16 protein-coding genes are annotated in these 14,963 nt (G+C 28.1%); 6 read left to right on the top strand and 10 right to left on the bottom strand.

Features of this window, described 5'->3' with window-relative positions:
* Nucleotides 1-42 precede the first annotated feature (42 nt).
* Entirely contained in the window at nucleotides 43-723 is a 681-nt protein-coding gene (locus F754_RS0100435) for a hypothetical protein (protein WP_023647947.1), read from the top strand.
* 2 nt (nucleotides 724-725) lie between these two features.
* On the opposite strand, the gene F754_RS0100430 is transcribed toward F754_RS0100435, so the two are convergent.
* From F754_RS0100430 to tldD, 3 genes are read right to left on the bottom strand one after another with little or no spacing between them, the layout of a single operon-like run.
* Nucleotides 726-1,697, bottom strand: a complete 972-nt coding sequence (locus tag F754_RS0100430; protein ID WP_023647946.1) for an NAD(P)-binding protein — start codon at nucleotides 1,695-1,697, stop codon at nucleotides 726-728.
* A complete protein-coding gene (locus F754_RS0100425; RefSeq protein ID WP_023647945.1) occupies nucleotides 1,694-3,010 on the bottom strand; it encodes a protein for maturation of antibiotic MccB17 in 1,317 nt (438 codons plus the stop codon). Before F754_RS0100425 ends, F754_RS0100430 begins: the two co-directional genes overlap by 4 nt.
* A 3-nt stretch (nucleotides 3,011-3,013) precedes the next feature.
* On the bottom strand, nucleotides 3,014-4,426 hold the full coding sequence (gene tldD / locus F754_RS0100420; protein WP_023647944.1) for a metalloprotease TldD: 1,413 nt from the start codon (nucleotides 4,424-4,426) through the stop codon (nucleotides 3,014-3,016).
* An 89-nt stretch (nucleotides 4,427-4,515) separates the two neighbouring features.
* Here tldD and F754_RS0100415 point away from each other — a divergent pair, with 89 nt between their 5' ends.
* Nucleotides 4,516-4,863 carry a DUF393 domain-containing protein gene (locus F754_RS0100415; protein ID WP_023647943.1) on the top strand — a complete coding sequence of 116 codons (348 nt, stop codon included), beginning with the start codon at nucleotides 4,516-4,518 and terminating at the stop codon, nucleotides 4,861-4,863.
* Here F754_RS0100415 and F754_RS0100410 read toward each other — a convergent pair.
* From F754_RS0100410 to F754_RS0100395, 4 genes are read right to left on the bottom strand one after another with little or no spacing between them, the layout of a single operon-like run.
* Nucleotides 4,860-5,153 carry a hypothetical protein gene (locus tag F754_RS0100410; RefSeq protein ID WP_023647942.1) on the bottom strand — a complete coding sequence of 98 codons (294 nt, stop codon included), beginning with the start codon at nucleotides 5,151-5,153 and terminating at the stop codon, nucleotides 4,860-4,862. The two genes, F754_RS0100415 and F754_RS0100410, sit on opposite strands and share 4 nt — an antisense overlap.
* A 30-nt stretch (nucleotides 5,154-5,183) precedes the next feature.
* Nucleotides 5,184-6,350 carry a hypothetical protein gene (locus tag F754_RS0100405; RefSeq protein WP_023647941.1) on the bottom strand — a complete coding sequence of 389 codons (1,167 nt, stop codon included), beginning with the start codon at nucleotides 6,348-6,350 and terminating at the stop codon, nucleotides 5,184-5,186.
* A 29-nt stretch (nucleotides 6,351-6,379) separates the two neighbouring features.
* Entirely contained in the window at nucleotides 6,380-7,570 is a 1,191-nt protein-coding gene (locus F754_RS0100400; protein ID WP_023647940.1) for a cyclopropane-fatty-acyl-phospholipid synthase family protein, read from the bottom strand.
* Nucleotide 7,571: 1 nt separating this feature from the next.
* On the bottom strand, nucleotides 7,572-8,456 hold the full coding sequence (locus F754_RS0100395) for a dihydrodipicolinate synthase family protein (protein ID WP_023647939.1): 885 nt from the start codon (nucleotides 8,454-8,456) through the stop codon (nucleotides 7,572-7,574).
* Nucleotides 8,457-8,505: 49 nt separating this feature from the next.
* Between F754_RS0100395 and F754_RS0100390 the strand changes: the two genes are divergently transcribed.
* On the top strand, nucleotides 8,506-9,465 hold the full coding sequence (locus F754_RS0100390) for a glycosyltransferase family 9 protein (protein WP_023647938.1): 960 nt from the start codon (nucleotides 8,506-8,508) through the stop codon (nucleotides 9,463-9,465).
* On the opposite strand, the gene F754_RS0100385 is transcribed toward F754_RS0100390, so the two are convergent.
* A complete protein-coding gene (locus F754_RS0100385; protein WP_023647937.1) occupies nucleotides 9,462-9,965 on the bottom strand; it encodes a J domain-containing protein in 504 nt (167 codons plus the stop codon). The genes F754_RS0100390 and F754_RS0100385 overlap by 4 nt on opposite strands.
* A 16-nt stretch (nucleotides 9,966-9,981) precedes the next feature.
* On the opposite strand from F754_RS0100385, the gene F754_RS0100380 reads away from it, so the two are divergent.
* Both F754_RS0100380 and F754_RS0100375 read left to right on the top strand, forming a co-directional pair.
* Entirely contained in the window at nucleotides 9,982-12,057 is a 2,076-nt protein-coding gene (locus F754_RS0100380; RefSeq protein WP_023647936.1) for a S9 family peptidase, read from the top strand.
* 102 nt (nucleotides 12,058-12,159) lie between these two features.
* Nucleotides 12,160-12,606: an Hsp20 family protein gene (locus F754_RS0100375; RefSeq protein WP_023647935.1), complete on the top strand. Its 447-nt coding sequence runs from the start codon at nucleotides 12,160-12,162 to the stop codon at nucleotides 12,604-12,606.
* A 42-nt stretch (nucleotides 12,607-12,648) separates the two neighbouring features.
* Here F754_RS0100375 and F754_RS0100370 read toward each other — a convergent pair whose 3' ends face one another.
* Nucleotides 12,649-12,954: a hypothetical protein gene (locus F754_RS0100370; protein WP_023647934.1), complete on the bottom strand. Its 306-nt coding sequence runs from the start codon at nucleotides 12,952-12,954 to the stop codon at nucleotides 12,649-12,651.
* A 126-nt stretch (nucleotides 12,955-13,080) separates the two neighbouring features.
* Between F754_RS0100370 and F754_RS0100365 the strand changes: the two genes are divergently transcribed.
* The gene (locus F754_RS0100365) at nucleotides 13,081-14,391 is read left to right on the top strand and encodes an NCS2 family permease (protein WP_023647933.1); all 1,311 of its coding nucleotides are present in this window, start codon (nucleotides 13,081-13,083) and stop codon (nucleotides 14,389-14,391) included.
* 38 nt (nucleotides 14,392-14,429) lie between these two features.
* Here F754_RS0100365 and F754_RS0100360 read toward each other — a convergent pair whose 3' ends face one another.
* Entirely contained in the window at nucleotides 14,430-14,963 is a 534-nt protein-coding gene (locus F754_RS0100360; RefSeq protein ID WP_034390888.1) for a phosphoribosyltransferase domain-containing protein, read from the bottom strand.

Genomic DNA, 14,963 nt, shown 5'->3' with positions numbered 1-14,963 from the left:
AATTACTTCTTTTAAAGTTAAAGTCTATTAAAGTACTCATTTATGAAAAAATTTTTATTGTTCTTATTTTTCTTAATCTATTCATTTAATAGTACGGCACATATGGCTCACTATAATAAATTCAATAAAATAGAGATGGAAATTTTGAGAGATGGCGAAGTCATTGGTTATAATTACTATTTTTTTAAGAAAGACTCAGATAATATAATTGTTACAAATCAATTAAAATTTACTGTTAAATTATTTGGAGCAACTATTTTTGAAGTTGAGAGTTACGGTGAGGAAAAATATATCAAAGATAAATTAATTTCTTTCAATTCAAAAACTCGTCAAAATAAAAAAGATAAATACGTTCAGCTACAGCTTAATGAGCAAGAAAATGAATACGATATTAAAGGCTCATCTTATACAGGTAGTGCATCAATCGAAAATGTGATTGGAAATTGGTGGAGTCATAAAATTTTACAAACAAACTCTCAAATAAGTCCTATTTCTGGAAGTATTAAAGAACAGGTAGTTACTTTTATTGGAAAAGAAAAAATCGAATTATATGGAAAAACCTATGAAGTAGAGCGCTTTAAATTAACATCAAAAGACATGTCTATTCCTAAAGACAAAAGATTAAATTTTGATATTTGGTTTGATAAAAAAAATGCTTTAATCCTTAAAGTCACCTATTCTCGAATGGGAAACTGGGAATATAAAGTTAAAAAATTTGAATAAATTCATTTAATAATTTTTTTGTAAAGATCATTGGCACTTATCCAGCCAGCTTCAAGTCTTGGTCCAACAAACCAATCTGCACATACTCCAAAATTTAATGATGAGTTCCAGTAACTTTTTATTTTTAAAGGATTTGAATTTGATGAATATTTCCAGCCATGATTAAGAGAAAATAATACTTTAGTTTTTTTAATACCTGTAAGCTTGAAGAAATGATCAATTAAAGTTTTAGAATTTATATCTTTATTTTTTCTATTTTTATTAATCATCTTATTTGCCCAATTATAAGTACTTTGCAAAGTCCATAAATCTTGATTGCTTTTAAATCTTTTTTTACTGTTTTCTTTTGCAGCCCAACCCAAAATTTTGTCATCAAATAAATAGCTACTCACATTATTGTTTGTTTTTTTTATTGAAAACATAACTGTAATGTTAGCATCCATCTTTACTTTTTTCTTTATGAATGGAGCTTTTATAAATTCTTTTGATAACTTTGATAGTTGAGTAAATGGACAAGTTAGAATTATTTTTTCATAAATCTTTCTATTTCCATCAGAAAAAGTAAGTATCCATTTTTTGTCTTTGTAGTCAATTTTTTTTAATTCAGTTTGAAAATAACATTTAATATTTTTTAAAAGATATTTGCTAATATCATTGTTCCCTTTTCTACCGATTATCTTTACATGATTTTTATTTTCTTTTTTAAATTTATTTAAAAATAAATGTTTACCACCCCATTCTTTTAATATTTTCTTTTTTATTAAAACATTAATAAATTTTTTAAAAGCTGGACTTTTAGGTGAAATGTATTGAGTGCCGTGATCAAATCCTTTGTATTTGTCTAATCTTTTAAAAGAAGATCTTCCTCCTGGCCCCCTTGCCTTATCAAATAAATCAACTGAATAGTTTTTACTTAAAAGACTTGCAATAGTTGCACCTGATATTCCTGAGCCAATTACGCAATATTTGCTCATTTACCAGCAACGGTCATACCTTCTATCATCATGGTAGGGGAATTCACCGAGTATTTGAATTCCAGATCATTTGCTAATGTAATATTCTTAAACATTTCATTAAAGTTTCCAGCTATAGTTATTTCATTTACTGGATATTTAAATTCTCCATTTTCAACAAAAAACCCAGTGGCACCCACTGAATAATCACCTGTTACAAGATTTGTTCCATGACCGATAGTTTCAGTTACGTATAAAATTTTAGAGTGGCTTTTCAGTAATTCTTCATATTTAACATTCCCATTTTCAAAATAAAGATTAGTGCTTCCACCACTTCTTCCATTTGATTTTAGGTTTAATTTTTTTCCATTATAGGTATCAACCAAGTAATTATTTAGAATTCCATCACTAACTAATTTTAATGTGTCTGTTTTAACTCCTTCAGAGTCAAAACACTTTGAGCCCATACCTTTAATCAAATCAGGCTTATCAATAATGTTAATTGAATTTGAAAAAATTTGTTGGTTTAATTTATCTTTAAGAAATGATGTTCCTCTTGCAATAGATGATGCAGAAATTGCGCTCGCGAAAGAACTTAGAAATCCTTTTGAAATTCTTTTATCAAAAATAATACTGTACCTATCACTACCAATTTTTTTTGGATTAAGTTTTTTTACAGTTTGCTCAGCTGCAATTTTTCCAAGTTCAGTAGGGTTAGAAATATCATTTAAATGACATTTACTTGTAAATTCATAGTCTCTTTCCATATTATTTTCATTTTTTGCAACGGTAACACAAGAGGCTGTAAATGATGAAGATTTGTAACCATTACAAAATCCATCACTATTAGCTAGAATAAAATTTGATTTATTTTCTGTAAAACCAGACTCTGTATTTATGATTTTTTTATCAATTGAAGCTGTCTCTTCTAACTCTCTCAAATAATCTATTTTTTTATCATTTTCTATATGTGATTGATCATACAAGTTCAAATCATTAATATTTTTTGCTAAAAGATCTTTATCCGGAAGAGAATTGAATTCATCGTCAGGAGTAATTTTTGTAGTTTCGAAACATTTTTCAATTAATATTTTTAGATTTTCATCTAATAAATTTGAAGAAGAAATTGATGATTTTTTTTTGCCTAAATAAGTATCAATACTTATTGCTAAACTATCAGATCTATTTGACTCATCTAAAACTTTATTTCTAAAACTTACTGTTTCTGAAATTGAGTTTCCCACAGTTACACATACATCTGTAGCTCCAAGATTTTTGGCTAGATCTAAGCAATAGGAAGCCTTAGATTTTAAATACTCTTCATCTTTAATCATGATTTACAGTTTTGTTCCACCTACTGTCATTTTATCAATTAGAATTGAGGGTTGTGCTACTCCTACTGGCACACCTTGACCTGCTTTACCACAAGTTCCAATACCTGGGTCCATCATCATATCATTTCCAACCATTGAAACTTCTTTTAAAATTGAAGGACCATCTCCGATTAAAGTTGCACCCTTAATTGGTGAACCAATTTTTCCATTAATTATTTCATAAGCTTCGGTGCAATTGAAAACAAATTTTCCTGATGTGATATCTACTTGTCCTCCTCCAAAACTTACTGCGAATATTCCCTTATCAACTGACTTAATCATTTCATCTTGAGTTTGTTTTCCACTTAACATCATTGTATTTCTCATTCTTGGAAGCACAATATGTTTGTAACTTTCTCTTCTTCCACTGCCTGTAGATCTGGTGTTCATTAGCCTTGCATTTAATCTGTCTTGCATGAAGTTTTTTAAAATTCCATTTTCAATCAAAACTGTTCTTTCAGTGGGAGTACCCTCATCATCAATAGTCAAACTACCTCTTCTTTTATCAATAGTTCCGTCATCAACAATTGTAACTCCCTCGCTAGCAACTTTTTGACCCATTAAATCATGAAATGCAGATGTTTTTTTTCTATTAAAATCACCCTCTAAACCATGGCCAATGGCTTCATGAATTAATATAGCTGGCCAACCTGGGCCTAAAACAACTTTCATTTCACCTGCTGGCGCTGGTTTACTATCTAAATTAATGGAAGCAATTCTAAGTGCTTCTTCACAAACATTTTTCCAATTATCATTTTTTAAATAATCATCATATGACTGTCTTCCACCTATTCCATAAACACCTGTTTCTTTTCTGCCATTTTTTTCAAGCATTACTGAGACGTTGAATCTAATTAAAGGACGGACATCTGTTAAAGCTTCACCACCGGATCGAATTATTTCAATAGATTTTTGTTCTCCGCTAAAACTAGCCGTAACCTGCTTTACCGTTGAGTCTTTTTTTCGCAAATAATCATTTACATTATTTAAAACTTTTAGTTTTTCATCTAATGTTTTTTGTTCAATAGGATTAATATCATCATAAAATTTTTTATTTGTCTTTGGAATTTCATGATTATAAGTTCCTTTAATTGATTTAAGTGTAGATTTAAGATTTTTTGCTGAATTTTTTAATGCATCTTTTGATATTTCATTTGAATGAGAATAAGCAACTACCTCATTAGAAATCGCTCTAAATCCAAAACCAAGATCAGAGCTATAGTTTGAACTTTTAATTTTATTATCATCTAATAAAATTGACTCTGATTTTGAGTTTTCAAAATATATCTCTCCATCATCACAATTTTTTAAAGTTTCAGATACAATTTCATCTACATCTTTTCGAGATAAGTCTGATTTATCAAAAAAATTACTCATAGACTCTACATAGTTGTTTGTATGTAATTTTCAATGGATGATTTTACGCATGTACAATATTTGATCTCACATGTAGTTATTCTTTAATAATGAAAGTTTATTTTAATAATTCCTGCAAAATTTGTCGTTCAGAGATTAATCTATACAAAAAAGAGAAGATTGAAGAAATCGACTGGATTGATATTACCAATAATTTAAATGCTGAAAAAGAAACATCAAAAAAAGATAAAGAGCTTTTAAGAAGATTGCATGTTAAAGACGGAAATAGAATAATTGAAGGAGCAGAAGCTTTTCTTTTTGTTTGGAAAAAAATTCCAAAATATAAGTTTTTGTACAAATTTTTTAAACTTCCAATAATTTTTCAAATTTTTAAATTTACTTATGAAATTATTGCCTATTTTTTATATTTAAAAAATAAAAAACAACTAAAGAACTAGCTTGTAAAAAATAATAAAATTTTACTTAATAAAGACATGGAGGCAATAAACATAATCATTACGACAGAATACATTAAAGTAATAATCTTGTTTTTTTTTCTTCTTAATCTTACAAAATCTTTATCATCTAAATCTGAAATATCCCTTTCTCCAACTACATGATAATCATAACTCCAACGCCATGTGGAGTCTCCAAGTCTAGGATCTAGATTATTAAAATAGTTTATCCAAGCAAGAATATACCTTAAGATAAAATACAGAATTAACATAGTAAGTGTGCCAAAAAACATTCTAGATATTACTTAATTTAATAAGAGAGTTTAATTGTTATTTTTACCTCTTTTTCTTGCAATAAGCTGTGTAAGCGAGTCTACCATCGTATCTGATGCTTTGAATATTTCATTGTTTTTAAACTCGTGAGAAATATTTTTTTCAGGATTTGTCTTGTCTTCAATAACTATTCCCTCATCTGGAGAGTTATTTTTAATATAAATTAAAAGCAACCATTCCTCATCAGAAGACTCATCCCATTTTACAAAAATTTCTCCTGTCTCAAATCTTTTATCAATACATCTAAAAATAGACATATGCCTTGTGATATGTCTTTTATTTAACTGAAATACCAAACTACTCGCACTACGATAAAAACTTTCAAGAGCAAATTCTATTTTTTGTCTTGCTATAGTATATTCTTTTTCTTTTTGTAGAAGTGTTTCTCTATCTTCATCGCCTTGTAATCTTACTCCGAGGGCTTCTACTCTTTCTTTTATTTTCTGGTCCCTGATTATTCGATATTTTTCTTTTAATTTTTCTATACGCTGTTGAAGACCAGCGTAATCATCTCTTTTTTCTCTAAGAGATATTCTTTCAAGTTTTTCTAATTCTTTAACTTCTCTAATTCTAAATTTTTCAATTTGTTTTTCTAATCTTAATTTTTTTAAGAATTGCTTTTGTTTTTCAGCTTGCTCTATTCTCAACAAAGCTTGTTCTTTTCTTAAGAAAATTTTTATATCTTTTGCTCTTTGTCTTTCTAATTTTTCTTCATCTTTTAAAGCTTGTTCCTGGAGCTTAATCTTTAATTCTTTCTGTTTTTGTTTTTCATTTTCAAGGTTAATTTTTTCTCTTCGTTCTTTTTCTAATTTTTCAAGTTTAAGCCTTCTAGCTTCATCTTTTTTGGTTTCTTTATATTCAAAAATTGTATTTGCTATTTTATCAAAGAAAGCTTGAATATATTTTTCAATGTTTAGATTAATTTTAAAGTTTATTTGAGGTTTTAAAGAATTTTGAAAATTTATTATTTTCAAAATTAGATTTTGTTTTTTTGGTACTTTTTTTATCTTTGTTTTTTTTTTAATTTTACTTATATTTTTAGATTTAACCTTTGATTTTGCTTTTTTTACTTTTTTAAAAGTATATGGAATTTTTTTCTTAACTTTTTTTTTTGCTTTAGTTTTAATTCTTTTGGATTTTTTTTTTATTTTTTTCATTAAAAGAGATAATTATTTCTATCAATAAATTATTGATAAATATAGTCTCTTGTTGTGGGTGTAGATGAATAATTTTTTGTAAGTTGAAATTGATATACAACCTGATCTCCCCACTTAAATGCCATTTCACAACCTGTTAGATAAAACTCCCACATTCTAAAAAAATTTTCGTCAAACATTTGAATAATTTTTTCTTTATTTTTATTACAGTTTTCTTTCCAATGTCTTAACGTGTGTGAATAATGAAGTTTTAAAACTTCAATATCAGAAACAATTAACCCAGCTTTTTCTATAGGAGTTGTTACTTCACTCAAACTAGGGGTATAACCTCCTGGAAAGATATATTTTGTTATCCATGGATGCGGGTCTCTTGGTGGATTTACGGAACCTATTGTATGAACTAAAGAAATTCCATCATCACTCAGTAATTCATCTATTTGATTAAAAAACTTCTTGTAAAACTTCCTACCAACATGCTCAAACATTCCAACACTTACAATTCTATCAAATTTTTCATTAAGCTGACGGTAATCTATCAATTTAAATGTTAATCGATTTTCTAAATTAAGCTCCTTTGTTTTTTTATTACAATATTTAAATTGATTTTCAGACAATGTTATTCCTGTAACATTGCAATTAACACTTTTAGCTATATCAATAGCTAAAGATCCCCAACCACACCCGATATCCAAAACTTTATGACCTGGTTTTATGTTAAGTTTTTTTATTATATGTTGAATTTTATTATTTTGAGCTTTTTCGAGTGTTTCATTCTCATTTTTAAAATATGCACACGAATACTGCCTCTTAGGGTCTAAAAATAAATCATAAAGGTCATCCGAAATATCATAATGATGAGATACGTTCATTTTAGATTTTTTAATAAAATTAAAGTTAGTTAGATATCTATAAGACCCTCTCAATTTATTTATTAAATGACTAAAAAAATTAAGTTCATTTCTTCCAAAATTCATTAAAGCTAAATCTAAGAAATCACTCAAACTTCCATTTTCAATTATTATATCTCCAGCAGTATAAGCTTCTCCAAAATATAAATCTGGATGAAGTAACAATTTGTAGTGAAGCTTTTTATCTAAAATTTTAACTTTGATTGGATTATTGCTTAGTGGTGATCCAATAATATAATTTTTGGAGTTAGCATCTTCAAGGATAAAACCATCTTTCTCAAAAACCCTATTAAGAAATCTAGCTAATTGCACTTTAAGCTACCATTACAGGTTTTGTAGAAAAATTTAATTTTTCTAAATTATCAATAAGCTCCTTTTCCTCTTTAGAATTTAAAATTGATAATGGTGGTAAAACATTTTTATAACTTAAATCATTTTTTGAAAAAAAAGTATGAAGTCCTGATATCAAATTATATTTTTCAAACGTATTTCTAACATCACAAAGTTTTTGATTAGCTGATTGCTCATTTTTTTTAAAAAAATCATCGTAAACTTTTCTAGCTAAGCTTGATGTGGCATTACAAGTCGCTGTAATTATTCCTGAACACCCGAGCTCTAATCCTTTCAACAATTTAGACTCTGATCCTGGTAAAATTGAAAAATTATCTATTTCTAGATTTTCAAAAAGATTATATGAGCTGTCTTTAACACCAATAATTTGTTCTGGAAATAATTTTACTAATTCTTGAACACACTCAACACTAAACTTATATCCACATAATTTTTCAAAATTATAAAGTATTATTTCGCAATCTGGGTGCGCATCAATAATTTTTGAGTAAAAACTAATAACATTATGATCTGAATATTTATAAAATGCCGGTGGCATAATTAAAAATTTTTTGAAATTTAAAGACCTAGCTACACTCATTAAATTTATAGTTTCACTTAAAGAATTTAAACCAGTACCAATTATATATTTTTCTTTATATTTGCTTGACGATAAATGATTAAATAAATTAATTTTATCTGAAATAGATATAAGTTGAGCTTGACCTGTGCTACCAAATATTGCGGCTCCATGGCAACCTTGATCAATAACCATTTCAGCATGTTCAATGGTTTTTTTAGTATTTAGTGATAAATCATGATTTAAAATTGACATTGATGCAGCATAAATACCATTAATTTTACTCATATTTAAAATTTATATAAAAATATTAGATAGTAAAGTTTATAAATACAATATGAAAATATTAGCTATTCAAAATCGAATGGGCATTGGTGATACTGTAATCTTTTTACCGTATATTAGAGAAATTTCTAAAAGATTTAATACTCCTGTTAACCTGCTTGTAAAAAAAAGCTCAAAAGCAGATCAATTTTTAGACCAGACTGAATATATTGATAAAATAATTCATCTTGAACAAAATAAAAAAAATGGAAAACATGGTGGCATCATTGGAGCTTTAAGATTAGCAAAAGATTTAAGAAAATATAAATTTGATAAAGTTTATATTTTCAATTCATCTTTAAGATTTAATCTAGTTGCAAGAATTGCTGGAATTAAAAGTATCTATCAATACCCTCTTTTTAAAAAAAAAAATCAACATATAATTAATCCTGCAATAGCATTAATTAAAAAAAATTTTAATGTTGACATAAATAGCGATCCTCAAATTAATATTGATGAAAATTTAAAACAAATTGCAATTTCAAAATACGAAATTAACTCTAATGAATTAAATATTCTTCTAGCAATAGGGGGTTCTGGGCCAACCAAAAGAATTCCGGCTATTACTTTTTTATCAGTTATTAAAAAAATTAATCAAATAAAAAGATGTAAATTTTTTTTAGCAACAGGAAAAAATGATGAAGAACAAAAAATTTTGAATCAAATAATGAATTCGGAATTTAAAGAAAAATGTATCCCCCTTGATAACTTAAAAATTTCAGAAACATTACCAATTATTAAAAATTGTGATGTTTCAATCTGTAATGACACAGGTTTTAGTCACTTATCATCTGCACTTGGAATAAAAACAATAACTTTAATGGCAGATACTCCTTTGATTTATGGCTCTTACAGTTCTAATATGTATCCAATTATTCCAGATGGTGAAACTACTGTAGGTCACAATACTTTTGGTAAAGATAGGATAAATCCTGACAAGATATTCAATAAATTAAAATCAATAATTGATTAGGAAATATCTTTGATCACTATTTCTTTTGCCTCATTAACAATTGCTGAAAGTCTTGCTGTTTCAGGAGAAATATCTGGATGAATTTTTTTTTGAATTTTTATATATGCCTGGTTAATTGTTTTCATAGTTGGTTTTTTGTTAATATCTAGGTTTAATATTTTATAAGCTTCTGAAACAGAGAGAGTATTGGAGTTATTATTTTGGGATTGATTAAAAGAAAATCTTCCTGATCTCCTAAGTGTTTGTATCAGCCTAAATAATGAAAATAATTGAAAAACTGATAATCCTTTAAGTTTAACTAAAGCTAAACTTAAAAGAGTTAAAGGTAGTGTAAGTAAAATTTTTCCCCCTACTGCAAATATCACAGCTAAAAAAATTAAGATCAAAATTGTAAATAATCTTACACTTTTTGACATTTTTTTGGTGAAAACAGCCCTCCACCATTTCATAAAAAAATACAAAATAGTCAAAATTATCAGTGTATAAATTATTATATTCATATATTTCCTATATTTTATGAAAATACCATATCTCAAAAAAAAACCAGAAATAAAATCATGTCATGATGTTACATGGGAAGATAATTATAGCTGGATACATCAAAAAAATATTTTAGAGGTTCTTAGAGATAAAAATAAACTACTACCAGAGGTAAAAGCTTATCTTGAGGAGGAAAATAAATATTCCAACCATTATTTACAGGACACTAAACCTTTACAAAAAAAATTATTTGATGAAATTAAGGAAAGAATAAAATTAGAAGATGAGTCTCTTCCTTATAAAGACCATACTTATGAATACTGGACCAAGACAACTAAAACTGGAAATTATTCAATTAAACTTAGAAAAAAAATTAATTCAGATATTGTTGAAGAAATTTGGAATGGAGATAAAGAAAAAGAAAGTCTAGGTGTAGAATACTTTGGTGTCGGAGATTTAGAAGTTAGTAACAATGACAAATATTTAGGTTATTCTTTAGATACTAAAGGGTCAGAATATTACACAATTTTTTTAAGAAATATTGAAAGCAATAAACTCATTTCAAAAGAAATTAATGAAACTTCGGGAGGAATTACTTTTAGCCAAGATGACAAATTTATTTTTTATTCAAGACTTGATGAAAATCATCGAGCAAGAAAAATATTTAGACATGAGATTGGAAATTTTAAAGATCAAGATCAGTTAATATTTGAGGAAAAAACTGAAGCATTTACTGTAAGTATTGGTTTAAGTTCAGATGAAAAATATTATTTTATTAATTCGTCTGATCATAACACTTCTGAACAATATTATTTTGGTGTAGACGAAAAGAATCCTACACCTAAATTAATAATGAAAAGAGAAAAAGGCATTCTTTACTCTGTAAGTTCTTGGTATGGAAAGTTTTATAATCACACTAATAAAGATGCAGAAGATTTTAAAATTGATATTTGTGACAACTTGGAAAATCAAAAGTGGGAAACGTTTATTCCCGCAAGAGATGAAGTTTTAATAGGTGGACTTACTTTTTTAAAAGACTGGATTATTCGATCCGAAACTTCTAACGCATTAGATAAATTGTTTGTAAGAAATATCTCTAAAGGAACTGAGGAAGAATTATTATTTTGTGATGAAAATATATATGTTCCAGGCATTTCTTTAATGCAAAAAGATAGAAACACTAACAATGTATACCTTGGTTACTCATCTCCAAAGACGCCATCAAGGGTCTATTTGTATAACTTACATAACAAATCAAAAAAACTTGTCAAAGAACAAGAAATACCTTCAGGACATAACCCAGATGACTACATTGTTGAAAGAATAGAATATAAATCACACGATGGAAGATTGGTCCCTTTAACAATTACTAGACATAAAAAAACTAAAATTGATGGCTCAGCTAACTTATTGCTTTACGGATATGGTTCCTACGGCAGTTCTATGAGTCCAAATTTTTCCTTCACAAGATTAAGTTTAATTAATCGAGATATCATTTGGGCAACCGCACACATTCGAGGTGGTATGGAAAAAGGAATGAAATGGTGGAAAGAGGGAAAACTTACTAATAAAAAAAATACTTTTGAAGATTATATTTTTGCTGCAAAATACTTAATCGATGAAAAGTATTCATCTAAGGGTAAAATAATAGGTATGGGAGGCTCTGCAGGGGGTTTGCTAATGGGTGCTGTTGTTAATCAAGCTCCAGAATTATTTTTGGGAATTATTATGGCTGTACCATTTGTTGACTCGTTAACAACAAATCTTGATCACTCTCTTCCATTAACTGTTGGAGAGTTTGATGAATTTGGAAATGCCAAAGAAAATAAAGAGCATTTTGATTATATATTTTCTTATGCACCCTATAATAACATTAAAAAAATGGACTACCCTCATATATTAATTACTACAAGTTTGAGTGATAATAGAGTTTTATTCGATGAGCCTGCAAAATTTACTGCAAAATTAAGAGATTATAAAACTGATAATAATTTACTTCTTTTAAAAACAGAAATGAATGCAGGACATGGAGGAAAATCTGGTAGAGATGGAGCAATTGAAGAAATTGCAGTTGACTATGCTTTTGCTCTTAAAATTTCAAAAAAAATTTAATTGTCTGGAACTTGAAAATTTAAAAATAACTCCCATATAACTATAGTAAGTCGCCTAATGGGGCTTATGTAAATAAACTTGCTTAAAAAAAAGGAGAATATTATGACAAGTAAGGATCTATCTATCTTTAACTCACTAAGACCTTTTTCAATTGGTTTTGATGATATGTTTGATCAGTTTGAAAATATGCTTGGAAATAGTAATTTGACAATGCAGTCAAATTATCCTCCATACAATATAAGAAAAACTGGAAAAGATAACTATGCTATTGAAGTTGCATTGGCTGGTTTTAACAAAAAAGATGTTGAGGTTGAGTTTGAAGATAATTTATTAACTGTAAGAACTAAATTAGTTAATAAATCAGAAGAAAATAATGATGATGGAGAAATTATTCACAAAGGTATTTCTCAAAGACAATTCGCTAGATCATTTACAATTGCTGATGATGTAAAAGTGAATGGTGCTGAGTTGAAAGATGGTCTATTGACAATCTCATGTGAAAGAATAATTCCTGAACATAAAAAGAAGAAACTTATAGAAATTAAATAAGGTTTCCTTACTTGTGGGGATAAAATCCTCGCAAGTACTTACTTAAAAACAACCATTGGATACAAATCCAATTACAATTTTATCAGAATTAATTTCAAATCTTCTCTCACAAGGAATTAAGTATTTTTTTGTATTATAAATTAATTCATAATTTCCTTTGGCATTTTTGAAATCTTCATCAGGCTTTCCTAAATCCATTTGCAGAACACTTGCGGGCTTGCTGATATATTTACTTAATTTTTCATTTTCCTTTTCAACAATTGCATCTGTTTTTTCTTTTATACTTTGACACCCTGCAATAATTAGAAATAAAGCTATTGTAACTAAAGATGCTTTTATTTTTTTCATAAATAGATCTTAACAACTCAATTATGGCATAAATATAAACTTCTGAGTTGAAATTTGTGAATAAAAGTTAGTTTTAAAGGGTGTTAATCAACAGAATCAAATATTTATCTCTCATTAGGAGGACAAATGCTTGAAAATTATTTCAATTATAAAAAACACAAAACTGATTTTAAGACAGAAGTAATAGCTGGAACTACAACGTTCTTAACTATGGCTTATATAATGTTTTTAAATCCATTTATCTTATCGGGAGAATTTGCCGGACCCGAAAAAGGTTTCTTTGATTTCGGCGCAGTGTATACCGCAACAATTTTAGCAACAGCTCTAGCATGTTTTATAATGGCTTTTTACGGAAAAACTTGGCCAATTGGACTTGCACCAGGTATGGGGATTAATGCTTTCGTTGCTTTTGGAGTTTGTGCAGGAATGGGCTACACACCTCAAGAAGCTTTGGGTGCAGTTCTAGTTGCTGGAGTATTGTTTTTAATTATATCTCTTACACCTATCAGAGCCTGGTTAATTAATTCAATTCCAAAAAGTCTTAAGTTAGGTATTGGAGCTGGTATAGGTTTATTTCTAGCAATTATTGGGCTACAAATTATGGAAGTAGTAGTTGATGATCCCGTTACGCTTGTAAAACTTGGTGACTTAAGTAATCCATTAGTTTTATTAGGTTGTGCTACTTTTGTTGCAATTATTGTAATGGAGAAAATGAATATCAAAGGTAATATCATTATTGGTATTTTGGTATTTAGTATTATTTCATGGGCAACTGGACTTGCAAACTTTAATGGTATTGCTAGCTCTCCTCCACCAATGACATATCTTTTTGAATTTGATTTGTCTGCGGCAATGACTGCTGGTATGTCGACAGTAATATTTACTTTATTATTTATCGATTTTTTTGATACCGCAGGAACATTAACTTCTGTTGCTAACGTAGCAGGTAAAGTTGACAAACAAGGTAAAGTTAAAGATATCAATAAAGCAATGTTATCAGATAGTGTTGGAACTGTTGCAGGTGCGATGATGGGAACTACAACTGTTACGAGTTATGTTGAGTCTGGTGCTGGTGTAAAAGCTGGTGGAAAAACTGGAATGACGTCTCTAGTAATTGGTGTGCTTTTTTTAGCGTGCATATTTTTTGCGCCGTTAGCAACAAGTTTACCAAAACAAATTGATGGTGCAGCTTTATTATTTGTATCAGTTTTGTTTGTAAGAAATATTACAGATATTGAATGGGACGATATAGCAGAGTCTGCTCCAGCTATTCTTGCAATGATTGCAATGCCTTTAACATACAGTATTAGTAATGGTATAGCTTTAGCATTTGTATCATACGCATTAATCAAATTGTTTACTGGTAAGTTTTCAACTACTTCGCCAGCAATATTTATTATTGCTATATTAAGTGTTATTAGTTTTGCAGTTGCTTAAAATTGTTTAATAGGGCTAGTGTTAACTAGCCCTATTCACTAATTTCTTTTTATTATTTCTTCTATAGACATCTCTTCATAATGCTCTGTAGGTTGAACAATCCATGGATCTGATGTCAATCTTACTGGACAAAAATTTGGTTCAAAAGTTGAAGATTTCTTTTTCCATAGACAAGCTGTTTTTACTTCCTCAATATAATTTTTTGTGGGTGTGTAATTTTTTAACCATTCTATGCTTTTATTCAGTGTTAAGCCTGTGTCTGAAAGATCATCAACCAAAAGTACTCTTTTATAATCTCTATTTTCAGCTAAAGAACTAATTTCTCTTGCAAACATCAATTGTCCTTGTTTATCTTCCATTCCTTTACCTGAATAACTCTGGATAACAATATAAGCGATTGGTAATTTCAAAATTCTTGAAAGAATATCTAAAATTGGTGCAGCTCCTCTCATTATACCTACCAAAACTGTTGGTTTGTAACTTTTATTAATTTCTATTGCTAACTTTTCAACAATTTTAGTATATTCATCAAAAGTGATAATTAATTTATCTGCCATAAAATTTCTTATCAT

This window comes from Candidatus Pelagibacter ubique HTCC8051 (assembly GCF_000472605.1).
Classification (GTDB): Bacteria; Pseudomonadota; Alphaproteobacteria; order Pelagibacterales; family Pelagibacteraceae; genus Pelagibacter; species Pelagibacter communis_B.
The sequence above is the reverse complement of the archived record's forward strand: the minus strand, read 5'-3'. Positions and strand labels throughout refer to the sequence as shown.

Excerpts from the sequence above, each read along its gene's own strand:
- F754_RS0100390 (WP_023647938.1), top strand. The coding sequence starts at position 8,506 with ATGAAAATATTAGCTATTCAAAATCGAATGGGCATTGGTGATACTGTA.
- F754_RS0100430 (WP_023647946.1), bottom strand. The coding sequence starts at position 1,697 with ATGAGCAAATATTGCGTAATTGGCTCAGGAATATCAGGTGCAACTATT.
- F754_RS0100360 (WP_034390888.1), bottom strand. The coding sequence starts at position 14,963 with ATGATAAGAAATTTTATGGCAGATAAATTAATTATCACTTTTGATGAA.
- tldD (WP_023647944.1), bottom strand. The coding sequence starts at position 4,426 with ATGAGTAATTTTTTTGATAAATCAGACTTATCTCGAAAAGATGTAGAT.
- F754_RS0100385 (WP_023647937.1), bottom strand. The coding sequence starts at position 9,965 with ATGAATATAATAATTTATACACTGATAATTTTGACTATTTTGTATTTT.
- F754_RS0100370 (WP_023647934.1), bottom strand. The coding sequence starts at position 12,954 with ATGAAAAAAATAAAAGCATCTTTAGTTACAATAGCTTTATTTCTAATT.
- F754_RS0100380 (WP_023647936.1), top strand. The coding sequence starts at position 9,982 with ATGAAAATACCATATCTCAAAAAAAAACCAGAAATAAAATCATGTCAT.
- F754_RS0100365 (WP_023647933.1), top strand. The coding sequence starts at position 13,081 with ATGCTTGAAAATTATTTCAATTATAAAAAACACAAAACTGATTTTAAG.
- F754_RS0100405 (WP_023647941.1), bottom strand. The coding sequence starts at position 6,350 with ATGAAAAAAATAAAAAAAAAATCCAAAAGAATTAAAACTAAAGCAAAA.
- F754_RS0100435 (WP_023647947.1), top strand. The coding sequence starts at position 43 with ATGAAAAAATTTTTATTGTTCTTATTTTTCTTAATCTATTCATTTAAT.
- F754_RS0100395 (WP_023647939.1), bottom strand. The coding sequence starts at position 8,456 with ATGAGTAAAATTAATGGTATTTATGCTGCATCAATGTCAATTTTAAAT.
- F754_RS0100425 (WP_023647945.1), bottom strand. The coding sequence starts at position 3,010 with ATGATTAAAGATGAAGAGTATTTAAAATCTAAGGCTTCCTATTGCTTA.
- F754_RS0100415 (WP_023647943.1), top strand. The coding sequence starts at position 4,516 with ATGAAAGTTTATTTTAATAATTCCTGCAAAATTTGTCGTTCAGAGATT.
- F754_RS0100375 (WP_023647935.1), top strand. The coding sequence starts at position 12,160 with ATGACAAGTAAGGATCTATCTATCTTTAACTCACTAAGACCTTTTTCA.
- F754_RS0100410 (WP_023647942.1), bottom strand. The coding sequence starts at position 5,153 with ATGTTTTTTGGCACACTTACTATGTTAATTCTGTATTTTATCTTAAGG.